This is a genomic window from Echinicola sediminis (assembly GCF_054777495.1).
Genome location: NZ_BAAHAP010000027.1, coordinates 16,661 through 37,286, shown reverse-complemented (window position 1 = coordinate 37,286; position 20,626 = coordinate 16,661). Strand labels below are relative to the sequence as shown.

Genomic DNA, 20,626 nt, shown 5'->3' with positions numbered 1-20,626 from the left:
TCAAATACAGTTTCATGAAATCATTTTATATCATTAGCTGCCTGCTGATGCTGCTAATTGCGTCGCCTTTGCGCGCTCAGCAAACTGTTTTGACAGGCAAAATAACCGATGCAAGCGGCGAGCCCTTGATAGGGGCGAGCATCTTTGTTGAAAATGACCAACAGCGGAATGTGAACGGAACCATTTCAGATGAAAATGGTAATTACCGATTGGCCGTGCCGGGACAGGACGGACTCAAAATCGTCTTTTCCTATATCGGGTTTAAGACCAAAAAAGTGGATTTTGGCAACCAGTCCACCTTGGATGTCACCTTGATGGAGGAAGCCTTTGAATACGGCTCTGCAGAGGTGGTGGCGGAAAGGGTACAGACCAACTCACTGGGCATCAGTGCCCGTGAGCAGACCTCTTCTTCCCAGCGTTTTGACATTGAGCAGTTGAAGGAGGTACCCATGACTTCCATAGAATCGGGCCTTCAGGGAAGGATGGCCAATGTGGACATCATTTCCGGTGCAGATCCTGGCTCCAGAAGTACCATCAGGATCCGGGGAACCTCATCCTTAAATGCCAATTCCGATCCGCTGATCGTGGTGGACGGGATTCCCTATCCGACCAACTTCTCGGATGATTTTAACTTTTCCACGGCCAATGACCAGGATTTTGGTGCCTTGGTGAACATCTCCCCCAATGACATTGAATCCATCGAGGTGCTCAAAGATGCCGCGGCTACAGCCATTTGGGGCAGTCAGGGGGCCAATGGGGTTTTGGTGTTCAAGACCAAGAAAGGCCGTAAAGGCAAGACCCGATTTTCTTTCTCCACCAAGTCGGAGATCAAAAAAGAACCTTCCACCATTCCCCTGCTGGACGGCTCACAGTATGTCAGCCTGATGCAGGATGGCATCTGGAATTCTATTAATGACATCGGATATCTGGCCGGTGCGGCCTATACCAACCGTTTGTTTGAAACCCAGGAAATCAACTTTGATCCTGATTGGGTGTATTTTGACGAATACAACCAAAAAACCGACTGGATCAATGAAGTGAGCCAATTGGGGCACTTTCTGGACAATAACTTTTCCTTGAGCGGTGGAGGTGACAAGGCCATTTACCGCGTTTCTCTAGGTTATCTAAGGGATGTGGGAACCACCACAGGTACTTCTTTGGACCGTTTCAACTCCCTGGCCAGCGTGACCTATAAGTTTTCCAATAAGCTAAGTGTCAGTGCGGACATGTCCTATTCCCAAAGCATCAAGGATGCCAACTGGTCAGGAAATGGTATTTCCTCTGCAAGAAGTATGGCCATGCGCAAAATGCCCAATATGAGTCCCTATGTTTTGGATGATAATGGGCATAGGACCTCGGAATATTTCACCCCATTGGAAAACTTCCAGGGTGGGTTTTCCAGCACGGGATTTTATAACCCGGTGGCCTTGGTCAATGAATCCGTCAATGAAACCCAGGCGGACAATGCCCGGGTGATTTTCAGGTTGAAATATCGGTTCAACCCTGATCTGGAATATACCGGTACTGTAGGTTTTGACACCAGAACGACCAAAAACCGCAAGTTTTTGCCCCAGTCCGTGACCGGTGTGCTTTGGACAGATCCTTACTTCAACAGAAGTGCTGACCTGCTTTCAGACCAGCTGTACATCAATACCGAAAACAAGCTGATCTACAATAAGGCGATCAACGACAGAAACCATGTTATCCTGAGTGGTTTGGTACAGACCAATGAAGCCAGAAGCTTTGGCTATGTCAGCGAAACCAGTGGCAATGCATCAGGTTCTTTGAGCGATCCTACGGACGGCGCGTCAGTGGCCAGCATGAAGTCGGACAATTCCATGTCCCGAAGAGTGGCCACCATCGCCAATGCCCATTATACCTTCAATGAAAAGTACATCATTTCTGGCGGTTATCGTTGGGAGGCAAATTCCAGCTTGGGGGCAGCCAACCGTTGGGCAGGTTTCCCTTCTGTAGGTGTGGCCTGGCATTTTGGCGATGAGCCCTTTATGAAGGGACTTGCTGGGATTGACCTGGGCAAGCTAAGGGCCAGTTGGGGCAAGAGCGGCAACCCTCCCGGTGGGGCTTTCCCCTATATCGGGACCTTTAGCCCGATCACTCCGGGATATATTGACATGGTGGCCATTTCCCCGGCCAGTATCCAGTTGGAAAACCTACGTTGGGAGACCATCACGCAGTCAAATATCGGCTTGGACCTGTCCCTGATGCAGGGGAGATTGTACATCACTGCGGAAGTATATGACCGTCTGACCACTGACCTGCTGCAAAAAGATTATAGCCTCCCTTCTTCTACGGGCTTTTCAGCAGTGAGGTATTTCAACTCCGGTAGGGTGTATAACCGGGGCTGGGAATTGATTTTCAACTACGATGCCCTCAAAACCGAGGACCTGAAAGTTTCCTTCAATTTCAACATTGCCCGAAACCGGAACAAAGTAGAGGAGCTTCCGGAAAACATGCAGTTTGAAAATTACCAGTTTGGCAATGGAAAATACGCCCACAAAATCGTGGAAGGCAATCCCATTGGCTCCTTCTATGGGTACCGCTACCAAGGGGTATACCAAAACGGCGAAGAAACTTATGCCCGTGATGGTAATGGCAATCTGATGTATGATATCGACGGGGAACTGGTTTATATGCAAAACGGCAACCGTAGGGTCTATCCAGGGGATGCCAAGTATGAAGATATCAATGGCGACGGGGTAATTGACCAATACGACATCGTTTACCTGGGCAATGCCATGCCGCTGTTCACCGCAGGTGGTGGCTTCAATGTGCGCTACAAAAACTTTATGCTGACCACTTTCCTGCACGGAAGGTTTGGGCAGAAGATCGTCAACGAAACCCGGATCAACACCGAAAACATGTTCAGTACTTCCAATCAGAGTACAGCTGTACTGAAGCGCTGGAGGCATGAAGGGGACGATACCGACATTCCGAGGGCCCTTTACAATGAAGGTTATAACTACCTGGGATCGGATCGTTTTGTGGAAGATGGCTCCTTTGTGCGGTTAAAGAGCATTTCCCTGAGGTATTCTCTTCCGAAGACCTTCCTGACCAAGAACAAGATCGATCGCTTCGATGTGTTCTTTACCGTTCAGGACCTGTATACCTGGACCAACTATTCCGGTCAGGATCCTGAGGTAAACCTTTCCAGCAACATTTACATGCTCAGTGTGGATCAGGCGAGTACGCCACGGCCGAAGCGCTTTGCAATGGGGATAAACATGAACTTTTAATCGAGCAAATCATGAAGAAGACATATATATACCTGATCACTGTGATGGCATTGGCCTTAAGCTCCTGCAATGGGTGGCTCGATGTGCAACCGGAAAACGATCAGGTGAGCGATGAATATTGGGAAAATAAAGAAGAAGTCGAGGCCGTGCTTGGAGCGGGCTATGTGCGGCTCAGGGAGTCCATGGAGCAGATGCTGGTCTGGGGAGAACTGAGGGGCAACGGCCTTTCCCTAGGTGGTGGTTCCACAAGCGCCGATCTGTTCAGGGTTAGGCAATGGGACATCATCCCCGGTAACCAATATGTAAAGTGGGACAAGTTTTATCAGGTGATCAATTATGCCAATATGGTCATTGAATACGGCCCTACAGTAGTGGCCAAGGATCCGTCGTTCAGCGAAAATGTAATGCAGTCTTACCTTTCCGAGGCTTATTTCTTGAGAGGGCTGGCCTATTTCTACCTGGTGAGAAATTTCAGGGATGTGCCGTTGATCACCGAGCCTTATATGGACGATCAACAATCCTTCGAGGTGGCCAAATCGCCTGCCAATGAAGTCTACGAGCAGATCAAATCCGACCTGGAAGGGGCGGTGGAATATGCCAAGGAAGTAGCCCCGACAGTTTGGGCCACTAAAGGAAGGTCTACCAAATGGGCCATTTATGCGGCTTTGGCAGATGTCTACCTTTGGACGGAAGAATACGATAAGTGCGTTGCCGTATGTGAGGAAGTGATCAATTCAGGCAGGCTGGGCTTGTTGGAAGGAATGGTCAATACCACCAACAACTGGTACAGCATCTTCAGTCCGGGCAATTCCAATGAAGGGATTTTCGAACTGCAGTTTGATTATGAAAAGAGCCAGACCAATGGTTTGGTGGCCTGGTTTGGCACCAACAACCGCTATGTGGTGTCGGATTATATGGTGACACTTTTTGAAGAAAGCGATGAGGATATCCGTGGTGCGGGCGCCAGTTATCTCAAGGAAGACCTCAAAGTTTGGAAGTACCTGGGCGCGGAAGCGGGGACCGGTATTCCACGTACCTACAGCGACCAAAATTGGATCATTTATCGCATCGCCGACATCTACCTGATGAAAGCAGAGGCGCTGGTGATGAAGGGAGCAGGAAATTATGAGGAAGCTGCCGAGCTGATCAATACGATCAGGGAAAGGGCACAGATATCTGAACCGGTATCTGCCGTCTCTACGGAAATCGAGATGTTGCAGTTGGTGATGAACGAGCGGGCCCGTGAATTTGTGGGAGAAGGCAAGCGCTGGTTTGACCTGCTGAGGGTAGGAAGCAGGGATGATTACCGGTACAAGGATTATTTGATCACTCAGGTGCTGCTTACTGCTCCGGCCAGCTCGGCTCCGATTATCCGGTCTAAATTACTGGATGAGAACAGCCATTACCTGCCGATCCATTTTGATGAACTGGCGGCCAACAGACTTTTGGTCCAAAACCCTTATTACGACAACCTAAATTAACCGAGGCATGAAAAAGACTTATTTGATATACCTGCTGGGGCTGCTTATGGCCGTGGTGTCCTGTCAGGACCCCTACGATGAAAGCACCTTTGCAGCCTATGAAGAACTGCCCATCTCCTCCTTACTAAAATCACAACCCGAAAGCTTTTCGCTTTGGGTGGAGTTGATGGAGCATGCTGATATGTACAATACCCTGAACCTACGGGCCACCTATACGGTGTTTGCCCCTTCCAATGAGGGAATGCAACGGTACCTGCAGGCCAATGGCTGGGACGAGGTAAGCGATATCCCCAAGGAGGATGCCGAATACCTGGTGAAGTACCATACGATCAATTCGGTTAAGATCAGCCAGAGTCAGTTTGAAAACGGCGTGATCAATGACCGGAACGCCACGGATGACAACCTGTCCATTGAATTCCGGGAAGGCGGCCTCAATGCCATCTATATCAACGGCGAGGCCCGGGTCACTGAACTGGATATAGAAGCTACCAATGGGATCATCCATGTTTTGGAGGATGTACTGGTGCCGGTAAGGGCCACTATTTTGGACCGCCTCAAAGAGGATAGGTTTTCCATTTTCAAAGCTGCTGTGGAAGCTACCGGCAAAGACCATCTGCTCAATACCATTGTGGAAGAAGGGAGCGATGCAAATGGAAATCTACTGGAATACCGTATCAGGGTGACTGCTTTTGCGGTATCGGACGAGGTGTTTGCACAAGAGGGGATCATGAGCCTGGAAGATCTGAAGGCAAAGCTGGAGGTGATGGATGAAAATTATACAGCTCCGGAAAATGCCCTCAACCAATACGTCTCTTACCATATCCTGACACAATTGAAGTCATTTGCGGATCTGGGAGCCTTCCCGGAGGGGGAAAGCTCCATGAACATCAATACCATGGCAGAGAATGAGCTGATCAATATTGCGGATCTCTCCGGCCGGTTGGTCATGAACTATGATGAGGAAAAAGGAGAAGGGGTGGCCTTTGTCAAGGAGAACATCAACTGTAAAAACGGGGTGGTGCATGAAGTGGACAACTGGATGCCGCTCTTTACCCCACCTAGGGTGACGGTGCTTTGGGACCTGACGGACTATGCCGATTTACAGGCACTGTGCGACCAATACCAAAACCCAAGCCTGAATTCCACCTACACCAGGACATTCACCCAAGACGAGGTTTCCTGTTATAAATGGAAAACTACCCCAGAATACAGGACCAATGTGGTCAGTTATAGAAACAACAGGGGCGCGGACGGGATCTGGTATGCCGATGCCTTAAACCACGATCATCTCCGGTTGGATCTGGGAGCATCAGGCTGGATAGAAATGGAAACTCCGGTCCTGATCAAAGGCAAATACGAGATCACCATGATCTACCTGAGCTATACCAAGTCTTCCAATACGGGCTACCTGCAGTGCTCCATGGACGGCAAAAGATTGGGAAGCGAGTGGCCGGTATCCAACAGGCGGTACGACCGGAAGCTGGAGCGAAGGATGACCAGTTCTTTCTCCTTTGACGAAACGAGCAGCCATACCCTGAGAATAGTGGCTATAGATGGAGAGCTGCTCACCTTAGATCATATCAGATTTACACCTGTAGACTAAACACGAAGCAAATGAAAAACTTAAAATACATAATGGGATTGCTCATCCTGCTTTCCATGGCTTGTAACGAAGTTTGGGACGAGCACTATGGACTTGAAGGAGGGGAGGAAAGTGCCTATGTGGTTTCCCCGCTAAACCTACTGGATTATCTCAAAAGCAATCCGGAATATTCCAAGTTTGTGGAGGCGTTGGAAGCGCACGACATCGCGGAGGAACTGACCCGTGACCAGTATTTATCTGTTTGGGCGGTCAAAAATGAGGCGATGGAGGCACTGCAAAGCATGGATTTGGACGAGGAGTTTGTGCTCCGTTACCATATCAATAACCTGACCTATGATATGAGCAAGCTGAGGGACGGGCTGAGGCTACGTTCTTTGAATGGGAAATACATTCCGGTGAGCAAGGGCATGGACAATGCCGTGTATGTAGCTGATGCTACGGTGACTGCTGGAAATCAGTTTTGCCAAAACGGGGTGGTCCATGAGATCAACGAACTGATGGTTCCGGATGAAAGTATTTATGACTACCTGTTTGGGATGTCTGATGACTATTCCATGATCCGGGACTCTGTTTTCGCTGCCAATGACACGATTTTTGACGTGGGCAACAGTATCCCGATAGGGGTGGACAAATCAGGAAACACGATTTATGATTCTGCTTTTGTGATCGAAAACCCCATTTTTGAACGGGTGGATTTCAGGTCGGAATTTTCACAGGTAACCATGTTTGTGCCCAGCAATGAGGTGATCGGGACCTGTTTCGAAAACCTCCAGGGCCTTTATGATCAGTTTGGCAAGCCCTTTACCAAGTCAGACTCCCTGACCGCCTGGAACTGGATCATGGATGCGGTTTTTTATGATCAGGTGGTGGACAATTATGGTGCGGAGGAAGACCTGGTATCTGCTTTTGGGAAGCTTTGGAAAACCACCGTACAGGGGGTAAATCCACAGTACAAGCGCATGAGCAATGGCCGGGTGTACGATGTCAACTTTCTTAAGATTCCTAATAATGTCCACATTTCCGCCATCAAGCAGCTCTTCTATTATTATGAGTTTGTGCCCGACGAGCAGCGGGACGAGTTGTTTACTTTTCACAATGCTTCTGAGATAAGGGCACAGGCAACCGACAATTATTCCTTTCCGAATATCAATGTTTCGGGCACTTATACCATTTTGAGGCTATTTGGAGAGGACATTCCGGGACAACCGCTGGCGGTGGATTATACTCCCGTGAAGCTGGATAAAAATGAAGATGGGACCACTACAGCCTCGGTCGTGGAAGTGCCTCCTGGGGAATACAACCTGTACATGGGTGTTCAGTCCAAAAACCACCCTTTCCTCAATGTGTACATTGATGACAAACTGGTGGCTGCTGAGCTTAACGTGGAACCTTCCTCGCCTTGGAACTATGACCGAAGTACCAATACGGTATCTGGGACCAAATGGGACGGTTTGGGCGGATTGGTCGGTATCGTGAATATCGATGGAAACGAAGTGCGTTCATTCAAGATCCGGGTAGAAGTGGCCCTGCTGGGCAAAGCTTCCCGGGAGGAGATGAAGCTTTACCATTGGGCATTGGTGCCAACCCAAAATAACTATTGATCAAAACTGAAGTTAAGATGCAAAACATAAATAAAGGATGGATACTGCTGGCCCTGATGATGGTCTTTGCCATTGGGGCCAAAGCACAGCAAGTCCTCAGGGGAAAAGTGACCTCTTCTATTGGTCATACTCCCATGGGGGAGGCCTACATATCGCTGGAAAATCAAGAAAACACTACCCAAACCGATGAAAACGGGGAGTTTAGCCTTGAAGTGGATAAGCTGGAGGGAGATTTGAGGGTTTGGCTGCCCGGTTATCAGGAAAAAGTGGTCCCTGTACTGGGAAGGGCATACGTGGAGCTGGTCTTGGTGCCGCAAAATTTCGATTATTATGAACTGCCCGGTAAAGGGGCAGAGCAGGGGACAATGAAGGCCGAGGTGCTTAGCCAACAGCGTTTCAAACCGAGTGCACTGTATGTGGAAGATGTCATCCAGGGTGCTTTTCCTGGATTGAATGTCATCAATAAAAGCGGAATGCCTGGGGAAGGGGCTTACCTGAACCTTAGGGGAATCCGCACCATGGCGGGGAACAATGCCCCGCTTATCTTGATCAATGGCGTGCCCCATCTTCAGGACATGAACAATTCTGGGATCATCGAAGGCTATTCTTCCAGTGTGTTTAATGCCATCAATGTCAATGATATTGCCCAGATCAGGTTGGTGAAGGGCAGTGAAGCAGCGAGGTTTGGCTCGCTGGGGTCGAATGGGGTGCTATTGATCGAGACCAGTTCTCCCGAGGACCTGGAAACGGTCATTGAATTTTCCGGCCAATACGGAATGGCCTATAACCAAAATCAGTTGCCCGTGCTGGGCGTGGATGGCTTTAAAAGCTATATCGGAGATGTAGGACTTACCCGTTACGAAGATATGGGCGATATGCTGGCCCTCTTCCCTTTCTTGAAGGACGACCCGGATTACTATTACAACTTCCTGTACAATAATGATAACAACTGGCAGGAACTGATCGATCGCTCAGCTTTTGTCACCTCAAACCACCTCAGGGTGAAAGGTGGTGATGCCATTGCCAAATACGATCTTTCTGTGGGAGCCAGTAGCCAAGGCGGGACCATGAACAAAACCAACTTCACCCGTTACACCACGAGGCTAAATGCGCATATAGCGTTAAGCCAGAAGTTTCAGTTGGTCAGCTCCCTGGGCCTGACTTATGGAAACAGCAAGTTGCATGAGCAGATACTTTCTGATGCGTCCAACCCACTGATGGCGGCCTTGTTCAAAGCCCCGATCCTGAGCCCGTTCAGAAAGGACGAGTACAATAACCAGTTGCCCGCTTACGATGCGGTAAGACAGTTTGGTGTGTCCAATCCATTGGCGGTCATGAACAATACCAAAATGGAATCGGACAATTTTGACCTGTTTTTGAATACAGGGCTGAATTTTCTGGCCAGTGAGCATACGACCCTAAGCGGAACCTTTGGCTATTATTCCGGCTATAAAAGACAGACCAGTTTTATTCCCGGCCGATCTGATCTGACCATTGTTCCTTTGGAAGAAGGGGTAGCCCTGAATACCGCCCGGGCGGGCAGTGGCAATGTTTCCAACCTTTATTATAAGGTCAATGCCGACTATTCCAAGGAAGTAGGCGGTAATCCACTGGATGCCGGACTGGGCTATCAGGGGCTTTTGACCCGACAGGAATTTGATGGGGGCTATGGAAGAAATACCAGCTCGGATTTTTACAAGACCCTTTCCTATGTAGATGCCGAGGGCCGTACTTTCCAGGGGTATTACAATTCATGGAACTGGATGAGCATGTACGGATATGCCCGTTATGGTTTTGCTGACCAGTTTTTGGCTTCATTGAATGTGTCTGTGGACGGTGCCTCTTCCACGGGCAAGGACAGTCCCCGTTTTGGGGTTTTCCCCGGCTTGGATTTGACCTGGCAGGCCAAGAATAGTTTGTGGCTCAGGGATGCCAAAGGAGTGGACAAACTGGATTTCCATGCCGGATATGGCCTTACCGGAAACAGTCGGTATCCAACGGGGCTGAGCAGCCAGTTCTATAGCAGCCAAGCTTATCGTGAGCTGGCAGGAATCGTAAATGGCAATGTGGCCAATACCGCCTTGAGCTGGGAAAGAAACCAAACGATGAACGCAGGTGTGGATGCAGGGTTCTTTGATCAAAACCTGGTGGCCAGCGTCAATGTCTATCAGACCGTTTCCGCTGATGTGATTTATCCCCAGGAAATTTCTTCAGTGTATGGCATCAACCAGATGTATGTGAACGGAGCCAAACTGGAGAACAAGGGCATCGAAGCAGGGCTACAGCTGAGCCTGATCAATAAAAGGGACCTGAACTGGAATATCGGAGGAACCATCAATAAAAACCGAAACGTAATAAGCTCTTTTGAAGGAGAGAATAAAGCCCTGGTCAGAGAAATGCCGGGTGACTGGGCATTGGTGTCCCAGGAGGGCGAAAATCCCTACAGCTTCTACGGCTTTAAATCCAAGGGGGTAATTCCTACCCAGGAAGCGGCCAATGCTTTGGGCTTGGTGGATTTCAAAGGTGAGCAGTTCAATGCTGGAGACATCCATTTTGAGGACCTTAATGATGATGGGATTATCGATGACCAAGACCGCACACTCATTGGGGATGCTTCGCCTGATTTCTTTGGCAGTTTCTTCACTCAGACCAGGTACAGGAAGTTTTCACTGTCAGCTCAGTTCACTTTTAGCTCGGGCAACCAGATGTACAATGCCGTGCGAAGGGAGATGGAGTCTTTGAGTGACTTCCGTAACCAATCTTTGGCAGTGGACAGAAGATGGCAGACCGATGGACAGGTGACCGATATTCCTAAGGCCATGTACGGTGATCCCATGGGCAATAGCCGCTTCTCCGACAGATGGATCGAGGACGGTTCTTTCCTACGCCTGAATAATGTGACGCTTAGCTATCAGCTTGGGAAATTGAGTTTTATCGAAGGGGGAGAAGTCTACCTGGCAGGGGAGAACCTGTTTACCCTTTCGGACTACCTGGGGCTGGATCCGGTGACTTCTTATGCTTACCAGCCCTATATGCAAGGAGTGGACTTTGGCGCCATGCCTTTGCCGACTACCCTGAAGCTTGGTTTTAACCTACAATTCTAATGACATCAACTATGAAATATAACTTGTTTTATAAATGCGCACTGATCGCAGGCTTGATGGCTTTTAGTGGTTGTGAAAGCTACTTTGAGTCGGATGCGGACGATATCTTACTGGAGGAAAATTACATTGGCAATACCAATGAGCTTTATTCCGGCTATATGGGCATAGCCGCTAAGGTGCAGACCGTAGCGGACAAGGCCATCTTTTTGGCGGAGCTTCGGGGGGACTTTCTGGAGCCTACTGACAATGCACCCCAGGAACTTTGGGACATTTACAATCATAGCATCAGCCAAGGAAACTCCTTTGCGGATCCCAGCGGCTACTATGATGTGATTTCCAATGCCAATAATTATATCAAAAAGGCTTTTGAATACAAGGAAGCCCATCCCAACGCCGTGGAAGACGCGGTATTTGAGCCTTTGGTCAGCGGGGCTATCCGTTTCAAAGTATGGTCTTATCTGATGTTGGCCAAACTGTACGGGGAGGCCGTTTATTTGGATGAACCGCTAACCGAAAAGACAGACTTGTCCAAGTATCCTACCTTGGGTTTTGATGAGCTGATCGGTCAGTTGATCGGCCTGATGGAAGGTGGTGTAAATGGAATCAACGGCAAAAAAGTGCTGATCTGGTCAGACCTGCTGTTCCCGGGGGTAAGCACCTCTGCGCAGGACCTTACCTGGAACATGATCTGTCCTTCACCGGAACCTTTAATGATGGAGCTGTACCTGTGGAACGGCAGTTATGAGCAGGTGGTCAGCATCGGCATGCCGTATATTTATGATGAGGGCAGCAAGCGTTATAAGCTCAGCAATGAGGATTATAATGGGGAGTGGATTCAGTTTTTTTACCGAGATCCCATCACCAAGACCAGGGAGCTGATCAATATTGTGCCCTTTGATTATCAAAGGCAGCAGACCAACCGCTTGATCTCCTTCTTTTCCAATACCCAGCCGAACGACTATTTCCTAAAACCAACAGAGGTGTCCATGGAGCGTTTCCAAAAGCAGGTCCGTCAGGACGGGATCACCGTGGGCGACAGGTACAGGGGCGAAGATTATACCTATTGGAGGCAAAATGGAGAATGGGTGGTCAGGAAGTTTTCCCGGGCCCATGAATCGGCTGACAATATCCACAAAAATGATGTCCATCTGGTCCTTTACAGGGCTGCTGACATTCACCTGTTCATTGCCGAGGCCCTGAACCAGATGGAGTTATTTCCAGAAGCAGAGGCCTTTTTGAATGATGGTGTGCAGAACTACCTCTCCAAAAACGGCGACAATCTTCGCTATCCTTTGGATAATGAAGTGGTCAATGCAGGCATCAGCACCAACTGGGGGGTGAGAAGAAGGATAGATTTAGGCCCGGTTTATCCAGAAGGACTGAGCAAGGATGAGCTGGATACCCCTGAAAAGATCGAGCAGTACAAGAAAGGGCTGGATAACCTGCTGATAGAAGAAACCTGTATGGAAAGTGCAGGAGAGGCCAGGTCTTACTTCGCCATGATCCGAATGGCCAAGCGCTGGAATGATCCAGCGATGTTGGCCGATAGGGTCAGTGCCAAGTACCCTTCAGGGAAACAGGAAAGCATCAGAAACCTGTTGATGCAGCCGACAAACTGGTTTATCCACTACGATTTGAATAAATAAGGTATTGACAAATTATTTATTTAGTGACTTAACACTAGGGGTTTGTTAATTCAGCACAGGATCGGGCATTCGTTGACCCGGTCTTGTCTTTTTATTGAGTACTGAGTCATGAGTATTGAGTCTTGAGCTTTGAATTTGATTTCTTACTCCATACTCAAGACTAGCTACTCCATACTCATTATAATTAATACAAAAATGAAAATAACACGACTATTATTCCTTATCACCTTGCTTTCATCCATCACTGCCTCTGCCCAGCAATTGGCCTTTCCGGGAGCGGAGGGCTTTGGGAAATATGCGGTGGGAGGAAGAGGAGGAGAGGTGTATAAGGTGACCAATTTGAACGATGCAGGCGCGGGTTCCTTTCGTGAGGCGGTCAGTCAGCCCAACCGGACAGTGGTTTTTGAAGTGGGTGGAGTGATCCGTATCAAATCCAGGATTGTGGTGCAGGAAAATATCACCATTGCCGGACAGACCGCACCGGGAGAGGGCATTACCGTTTATGGAAACGGACTCAGCTTTTCAGATGCCAACAATACGATTACCCGGTATATCCGGGTGAGGATGGGAAAAGTAGGGGACAAGGGAAAGGATGCCGTGGCTATTGCCAGGGGACATGATATGATTTTTGACCATGTGTCGATTACCTGGGGAAGGGATGGCACTTTTGACCTAAACGGGGAGGTGGAAAATGTCACCTTGCAGCATTCCATCATCGGCCAGGGCCTGCAGACCCATTCTACGGGCGGACTGATCCAGCCTAGCGGCGGAGTGTCCATTCTGGGCTGCCTATGGATCAACAACCACACAAGAAATCCCAAAGTAAAGGGCATCAACCAATATATCAATAATGTGGTCTACAACTGGGCCGTGGCGGGCTATATCCAGGGAGGAGGTTCGCAGGGCAAGTCCTACGCCAACGTGGAGGGGAATTGTTTTATTGCAGGTCCCGAAACCAGGGACACAGCGCCCTTTAACCGCTCCAACGAAAACTTCCATATCTATGCCAGGGACAATTGGTATGACGGTAACTTCAATGGCAATTTGGACGGGGAGTTGCTGCCGAAAAAGGTGTATGAACCGGTCAGCTGGATGGAAGAACCCTTTGACTATCCGAAAGTAAATACCCTATCTCCTGAAAAAGCCTATCAACGGGTGGTTGATCGAGTAGGGGCTTCTCTTCACAGGGATGAGGTGGACAAATTCCTGATCAAGGACTTGCTTTCTTTGGGAAAAAGCGGAAAGACCATCCATGATGAAATGGAACTGCCCATGAAGGGGCCTGGTAGAGTGGAGGGAGGCAAAGCACAGAAAGATACCGATGGAGATGGGATGCCAGATCGCTACGAAAGGAAAAATGGTTTGGACCCAAGAAATGCAGCTGACGGAAACAGGATAGATAAGGACGGATATACCGAATTGGAAAACTATCTTAATGCATTGGTAATAGATAATTAATTATAAACCTTCCAGGTTTAGAAGAGCGGAATTCCAGACATTGAAGCTTTGGTCCCATAAAACCCGAAAGGCTTTAGTTTTCTTGGGTGATATGAAAAGTGGGTATAATATCCGATTATTCGGAATGTTACAGGCAGGTATGTTAAAGTAGTATATTATATCTGATTCTTATAGGCGGCCCTTGGAGCATCCGGTTTTGAACAATTGAGGAAGGTGTTAAGAAAATGAGTTAGCTTGCGAAGTGGACGAGCAAGATCCACTCATTTTTAACCTGAAGCAATTGTTCAAAATCAAATTGGGAAATAGAATCTTAACTGAAAACGAAAATGACCAATTTGAAGGATGCTCCACAGGCCTAGATTTTTGGTCCTTTTCATCAATGGAAAAGGACAGAAAACAATTCTGAATAAAAGAACAAAGAAGATAATTCTAACTGTAAGATTACGGGGATCAGAAAAATAACAACCCGTTTTTAAAAGCATAACAATTTCAATAACACCCTTATGATCAAATTCTTTAAAACAAGCCCCTTCAAAATCTTAAGCCTGAATGTGGCGGTTGTGGCGGCTCTTTTTTCATGTTCCTCGCCCCAAGAAGATGCGAAAGAAGCATCCGATAAAATCGACCGCTATGCTTTGGTCAATCGGCATAATGTTGTTTTGGATAAGCCGGATACCTTGGCTTCCCTATCCGTGGGGAACGGGGAGTTTGCCTATACCGTGGATGTGAGCGGCCTGCAGAGCTTTCCCGAATATTATGAAAAAGGGGTCTCCTTGGGCACCCAAAGCCAGTGGGGATGGCATTCTTTTCCCAATCCGGATGATTACCAATGGGAAGAAATATTAAGATATGACACCTCTGCCACCGGTCAGGTGATTTCCTTTCCGGTGCAATGGAAGGAGGGAAGGAAAAAGGAAGTGACCGATTATTTCAGGACCAGTCCGCACAGGCTGCACTTGGGGATTATAGGTTTAGAGATTTTTAAGGCCGATGGATCGACCGTCGAGGTGCATGATTTGGAGAAGGTGCACCAGGAACTGGACCTTTGGAAGGGAAAGATTACCAGTGAATACAGTGTGGAAGGGCAGCCGGTAAAAGTGGAGCTCTATGGCCATCAGGAAAAAGACGGTATCTCCGCTAAAATCACATCTCCCTTGGTGGCCGAAGGAAAGCTGAAAGTGAAATTCAGGTTCCCATATGGTTCGGGTTGTCATGTGTGTCCGGGCTATGACTGGACACAGGAAGATAAGCATTCCTCCGACCTGGAGGTGATCAGGCCCAGCCAGGTCAGGGTGTCCAGAACACTGGACAGCACACAATACGTGACCGATGTGCAATGGGAAGGCAATGGGGCTTTTGAAACGGCCGATAAGCATACCTTCCTGCTCAATGCCCAGGAAGGACAGGAAAGCCTGGAGTTCACCGCCTTGTTTTCGAAACAGGGCGAAAATGAAATCCCCGATTTTGAGGCTACAGCCAAAAGCAGTGAAAGTGGCTGGGAGGAATTCTGGAAGTCAGGCGGGGCCATTGACTTTTCGGAATGCACCGATGAGCGGGCTGGGGAGTTGGAAAGAAGGGTGGTGCTATCCCAGTACCTCACGAAGGTCAACTGCTCGGGATCTTTGCCTCCCCAGGAGACGGGGCTGACCATGAACAGCTGGTACGGAAAGTTCCATATGGAAATGCACTGGTGGCATGGGGCGCATTTTGGACTTTGGAACCGGGTGGAATTGATGGAAAAAAGCCTTCCCTGGTATTTCAGTTCATTAGAAAAGGCCAAAGCTACCGCCGAGCGGCAAGGTTTTGAAGGGGCACGGTGGCAAAAAATGACCGATCCTTACGGGGATGAAAGCCCCTCCAGTGTGGCCTCGTACCTGATCTGGCAACAGCCCCATATCCTCTACTTTGTGGAGCAGCTTTATCAGGACAGGCAGGATCAGGCCACTTTGGAAAAGTACAAGGAAATTGTGTTTGAGACGGCGGAGTTTATGGCCTCTTTCGCCAAAGACAGTAAAGGGGACGGCAAATACCATTTGATTGCTCCGCTGATTCCTGCGCAGGAACTTTTTCCTGCCAAATCCACCGATGACCCTCCCTTTGAGCTGGCCTACTGGCATTATGGGCTGAATGTGGCCTTGGATTGGCAGAAGCGTCTGGGAATGGAAGAAAACCCCAAGTGGCGGGAAGTGTTGGATAATTTGGCACCTCTAGCCATCAAGGACAGCTTGTACCTGCCCAGCAGCACCCACCCGAAGGCTTATGAGGATGATTTTTATTTGCACGATCATCCAGTGGTATTGGGAGCATACGGGATTTTGCCCAAGACGGACATGATCGATACGGTCATCATGAAAAACACCTTGGAGAAGATACTGAAAATTTGGAACTGGGAAACCACCTGGGGCTGGGATTATCCTATGATGGCCATGAATGCGGCAAGGCTCAATATGCCTGAGACGGCTTTGGAGGCCCTGTTTATGGGAGAAGAAAAGAATACCTACTTGCCCAATGGACATAATTACCAGGACAAGCGCCTGCGTATTTATTTGCCTGGAAATGGGGGACTGCTGACCACAGTGGCCATGATGGCTGCCGGCTGGGAAGGGGCCCCAGATAGGGAAGCTCCTGGTTTCCCCGACAATGGCAAATGGAAAGTGAAGTGGGAAGGACTGCGGGAAATGCCGTAGGCTAGATATTAGACGCTAGATATTAGACAAAAGACTTTAGACTCTAGATGGACGAGACATGAATGTCCAATCTCGAAGAAAAATGAGCTAGGTAAATACTGAATATGTAAAATGAAGTAATAATTATCGTTCCAGCGGTCAAACCATTCGCTGTCGGTAAGTCAGCTGGCAGCGTCTAGGCCTTCCCCCTTTAGGGGGGTAGGGGGTGCAGGGGAGCAGTAAATTCCGGGTTGCTTTCTCTAACCCGCATTTGCAATGCGGGTTGCTAAATCCTAGCATTTTTAATGCGATTAGTAAAGGAATAGGCTATGGCGTTATTAAACGCAGGGATTTAGTGGTCCTCGTTGCAAACAAGGACTAGATGGGGTTAGGTATTAAACGTCATTGCGAACGGAGTGAAGCAATCCCGTTTTCAGCGGACAAGGCTGCCACGTCCTTCTAAGGGGCATCCTCACAGTGATGTTATCATGTCGGATAGGTATCTGCAATCCTGGTTCTTGACTGTCCTGCGGCACAGCCGACAGGACAACCGAGACAACCGTGGGGATCCGTGTTCCTAACCTTACAACCTTTTAATCTTACAACATTAAAACCTTACCACTACAATATGAAAATGAAAAGTTTCCTACTGATAATCGTCCTTTTTTTAAGTCAGCAGGCTTTTGGGCAATCCGGTCGGATAGATGAAAACCTAAATTGGTCCGAAAGGATGGCGCTTTCCGTGATGAAGCGCAATCCTGAAGCCTGGCAGATCGACTTTATGGACCGGCCGGTGTGGAGCTACCCGCAAGGATTGATGCTGCATGCTTTTGAGGAGCTGTGGAAGGAAAACGGTGATGATACCTATTTCGATTATATCAAAGCCTATGCGGATGGACTGATCGATAAGGATGGACAGATCAGCACCTATAAGTACGAAACCTATAATATTGATATGATCAATTCCGGGAAGTTGCTGTTTAATCTCTACCGCAGGACCGGGGATATGCGCTATAAAAAGGCTTTAGAAACCCTCAGAAAGCAACTGAAATATCAACCGAAGACCAGCGAAGGTGGGTTTTGGCATAAGCTGCGCTATACCAATCAAATGTGGTTGGACGGGGCCTATATGGGCACGCCTTTCTTGATGCAATATGCGCAAGAATTCGATGAACCGGAGGCTTTTGAGGAAGGGGTACTTCAGCTGGTGTTGATGGAAAAATGCCTCCGAGATCCCAAAACGGGGTTGTTGTACCATGGATGGGATGAAAGCAGGTTCCAGGCTTGGGCGGATCCTGAGACTGGCCGCTCGCCAAATATATGGGGCCGGGCCATGGGCTGGTATGCCATGGCAGTTGTGGATGCCTTGGATTTTTTGCCGGAAGAACATTATGGAAGAGTCGTCTTGACTGGCATTTTGCAACGACTGGCTGTGGCCATCCATGACTATCAGGAGGAGCAAAGCGGATTATGGTATCAGGTGATTGATCAAGGCAAGCGTAAAGGAAACTACCTGGAAGCCTCGGCATCCTGCATGTTTGTATATGCCCTGGCCAAAGGGGTAAATCAAGGCTGTTTGGATAAGAGCTTTTGGAAAGCAGCTGAAAAGGGCTTTGAGGGAATTACTCAGCAACTCATTGAAGTTGGGGATATGGGTGAACTCAGTCTCACCCAAGTTTGTGCAGTAGCAGGTTTAGGCGGAGATCCCTATCGGGATGGAAGCTATGAATATTATGTCAATGAAAAGATAAGAACCAATGATCCCAAAGGCGTGGGGCCGTTTATATTGGCTGCTTTGGAGCTGGGGAAGTAGAGGGATTGGAAGATTGGGGAATTGTAAGGTTGAAAGTTTTAAAATTGTAAGGTTTCAAGCTTACCGGTTTAGCGTTCCGAAGTACGGAGTTGTCCCGCTGGCTGCGCCACGGGACTTACAGAAGAGGAGTCGTTGACTGCGGGCGATAATTTGTTCGCTGATCGGGATTTGCAATCCCGACCTATGATGGTTCTTTGTTAAGTACCTGCTATGTATTCAAGCATGAATGATTGTGCGGGGCCTTTGCATAAGTACTAACTAAAATAATAAGGCCCAATTATAATAATCCCCGCTCCTGTGCGCTGTGGTGTAGCACAGCAGACGGGACAACGTTCCAAATGAAAAACTGGAAAAGAAAGAGTCGATTGATTGAAAAGATAAGCAAACTATAATATGATGAAAACAAACAAGATATACTGCATTTTAGCCTTGATGCTCGGCCTGATGCTGGGTTGTGGTCAAAAGGAAGTAGCACAGGTGGACCAAGGTCCCTGGTCGCAACTGGATTCGATCCGTTCTTTGATCAAGGCACCTGAGTTTCCCGACAGGGATTTTACGATTACCGATTTTGGAGCCCAGGAGGGAGGAGAGTTTCTAAACACTGAAGCCATTGCCGAGGCCATCGAGGCCTGTCATGAGGCTGGAGGCGGCCGGGTGCTAGTGCCCAAAGGAATCTGGCTCACCGGGGCGGTACATCTTAAAAGCAATGTCAACCTGCATGTTCAGGAAGGGGCCACTTTGCGGTTCAGCCGCAACCCAAAAGATTACCTGCCTTTGGTGCGCAGCAGATGGGAGGGCATGGAGCTGATGAACTATTCCCCCTTTATCTATGCCTATCAGCAAGAAAACATTGCCATTACCGGCAAGGGGATTCTCGATGGCTATGCCGATATGGAAAACTGGTGGCCTTGGTGCGGTGCCAGGCATTTTGGCTGGCAGGAAGGCATGGGAAGGCAAAATCCTGCCAGGAAGCTGTTGCATGAAATGGTGCATGACCGGGTGCCTTTGGAAGAAAGGGTGTTCGGTGAGGGCCATTACCTGCGGCCTCAGTTTGTACAGCCTTTTGAATGCAAAAACGTATTGATCCAAGATGTGACCCTGATCAATTCCCCCATGTGGAACCTGCATCCCGTGCTTTGCGAAAATGTCACTGTGGAGCGTGTGCGCATAGAAACCCTAGGTCCCAATAATGACGGTTGTGACCCCGAGGCCTGCAAAAACGTGCTGATCAAGGATTGTTATTTTGATACAGGGGATGACTGTATCGCTATCAAGTCGGGACGGAATGAGGATGGCAGGATTCCGGGAATCCCATCTGAAAACATCATTATCGAAGGGTGCGAGATGAAAGAGGGCCATGGTGGTGTGGTCATCGGCAGTGAGATTTCCGGAGGGGCCAGGAATGTTTTTGCACAGAACCTGACGATGGACAGCCCCAATCTGGACCGGGTGCTCCGCATCAAAACCAGCTCTAAAAGGGGAGGGACGGTAGAAAATGTATACATGAGGGATGTGGTGGTAGGAACCTATAAAGAGGCAGCTGTCCGCTTTAACATGTTCTATGAAGAAGAAGGGGAGCATATCCCGACCATTAGAAATGTGATCGTGGAAAACCTGCATGTCAAAAACGGGGGCAAATATGCCGTAATGGTCAATGCTTATGGAGAGTCACCGGTGGAAAACTTCCAAATGATCAATTGCCGGATTGACAGCGTGGAGCAGGTATTCAATGTCAATCACATGAAGAATGCGAAGTTTGAGAATGTGGTGGTCAATGGGGAGGAAGTTAAGTTTGAAGAAGAAAGTAAACGATAAATTTAGAGCGAGCATTGATGCATCTAATTTAAAGTAAAAACATGAAGGCATGAAGGGATTAAGAGCATGAAGAATTCTTCCCGTAAAAAAACAACTCAAATCCTTAATGTCCCTTAATACCTTAATGGTTCAAAAATAAAAAAATATGAAGGGATTAAGAGCATAAAGGTTTCTTCTTTTACTGA

The 20,626-nt window shown here is 48.4% G+C and carries 10 protein-coding genes; all 10 read left to right on the top strand.

Features of this window, described 5'->3' with window-relative positions; all coding sequences use genetic code 11:
- The first annotated feature begins 14 nt into the window (after positions 1 to 14).
- The 10 genes from ACYVAA_RS09205 (at position 15) to ACYVAA_RS09160 (ending at position 20,441) form a co-directional block, all read left to right on the top strand.
- Positions 15 to 3,254, top strand: coding sequence for a SusC/RagA family TonB-linked outer membrane protein (locus ACYVAA_RS09205; RefSeq protein ID WP_460540796.1), 3,240 nt, complete (start codon positions 15 to 17; stop codon positions 3,252 to 3,254).
- 11 nt (positions 3,255 to 3,265) lie between these two features.
- On the top strand, positions 3,266 to 4,735 hold the full coding sequence (locus ACYVAA_RS09200; RefSeq protein ID WP_460540794.1) for a RagB/SusD family nutrient uptake outer membrane protein: 1,470 nt from the start codon (positions 3,266 to 3,268) through the stop codon (positions 4,733 to 4,735).
- A gap of 7 nt (positions 4,736 to 4,742) precedes the next feature.
- Positions 4,743 to 6,338 carry a fasciclin domain-containing protein gene (locus ACYVAA_RS09195; RefSeq protein WP_460540791.1) on the top strand — a complete coding sequence of 532 codons (1,596 nt, stop codon included), beginning with the start codon at positions 4,743 to 4,745 and terminating at the stop codon, positions 6,336 to 6,338.
- A gap of 11 nt (positions 6,339 to 6,349) precedes the next feature.
- The gene (locus tag ACYVAA_RS09190; RefSeq protein ID WP_460540789.1) at positions 6,350 to 7,939 is read left to right on the top strand and encodes a fasciclin domain-containing protein; all 1,590 of its coding nucleotides are present in this window, start codon (positions 6,350 to 6,352) and stop codon (positions 7,937 to 7,939) included.
- A gap of 17 nt (positions 7,940 to 7,956) precedes the next feature.
- Positions 7,957 to 11,043, top strand: a complete 3,087-nt coding sequence (locus ACYVAA_RS09185; RefSeq protein ID WP_460540787.1) for a SusC/RagA family TonB-linked outer membrane protein — start codon at positions 7,957 to 7,959, stop codon at positions 11,041 to 11,043.
- A gap of 11 nt (positions 11,044 to 11,054) precedes the next feature.
- Positions 11,055 to 12,689, top strand: a complete 1,635-nt coding sequence (locus ACYVAA_RS09180; RefSeq protein WP_460540785.1) for a RagB/SusD family nutrient uptake outer membrane protein — start codon at positions 11,055 to 11,057, stop codon at positions 12,687 to 12,689.
- Positions 12,690 to 12,884: 195 nt separating this feature from the next.
- Complete coding sequence (locus tag ACYVAA_RS09175; protein ID WP_460540783.1) at positions 12,885 to 14,147, top strand: pectate lyase family protein; 1,263 nt, start codon at positions 12,885 to 12,887, stop codon at positions 14,145 to 14,147.
- Positions 14,148 to 14,650: 503 nt separating this feature from the next.
- Complete coding sequence (locus ACYVAA_RS09170) at positions 14,651 to 16,834, top strand: hypothetical protein (protein WP_460540781.1); 2,184 nt, start codon at positions 14,651 to 14,653, stop codon at positions 16,832 to 16,834.
- A gap of 607 nt (positions 16,835 to 17,441) precedes the next feature.
- Positions 17,442 to 18,626 (top strand): glycoside hydrolase family 88/105 protein, encoded by a 1,185-nt coding sequence (locus tag ACYVAA_RS09165; RefSeq protein WP_460540779.1) that lies wholly within the window; start codon positions 17,442 to 17,444, stop codon positions 18,624 to 18,626.
- A gap of 393 nt (positions 18,627 to 19,019) precedes the next feature.
- Complete coding sequence (locus ACYVAA_RS09160) at positions 19,020 to 20,441, top strand: glycoside hydrolase family 28 protein (protein WP_460540777.1); 1,422 nt, start codon at positions 19,020 to 19,022, stop codon at positions 20,439 to 20,441.
- Positions 20,442 to 20,626: the final 185 nt, after the last annotated feature.

Coding starts and splice junctions, on each gene's coding strand:
- ACYVAA_RS09170 (WP_460540781.1), top strand. CDS start 14,651: ATGATCAAATTCTTTAAAACAAGCCCCTTCAAAATCTTAAGCCTGAAT.
- ACYVAA_RS09185 (WP_460540787.1), top strand. CDS start 7,957: ATGCAAAACATAAATAAAGGATGGATACTGCTGGCCCTGATGATGGTC.
- ACYVAA_RS09175 (WP_460540783.1), top strand. CDS start 12,885: ATGAAAATAACACGACTATTATTCCTTATCACCTTGCTTTCATCCATC.
- ACYVAA_RS09180 (WP_460540785.1), top strand. CDS start 11,055: ATGAAATATAACTTGTTTTATAAATGCGCACTGATCGCAGGCTTGATG.
- ACYVAA_RS09165 (WP_460540779.1), top strand. CDS start 17,442: ATGAAAATGAAAAGTTTCCTACTGATAATCGTCCTTTTTTTAAGTCAG.
- ACYVAA_RS09190 (WP_460540789.1), top strand. CDS start 6,350: ATGAAAAACTTAAAATACATAATGGGATTGCTCATCCTGCTTTCCATG.
- ACYVAA_RS09205 (WP_460540796.1), top strand. CDS start 15: ATGAAATCATTTTATATCATTAGCTGCCTGCTGATGCTGCTAATTGCG.
- ACYVAA_RS09200 (WP_460540794.1), top strand. CDS start 3,266: ATGAAGAAGACATATATATACCTGATCACTGTGATGGCATTGGCCTTA.
- ACYVAA_RS09195 (WP_460540791.1), top strand. CDS start 4,743: ATGAAAAAGACTTATTTGATATACCTGCTGGGGCTGCTTATGGCCGTG.
- ACYVAA_RS09160 (WP_460540777.1), top strand. CDS start 19,020: ATGATGAAAACAAACAAGATATACTGCATTTTAGCCTTGATGCTCGGC.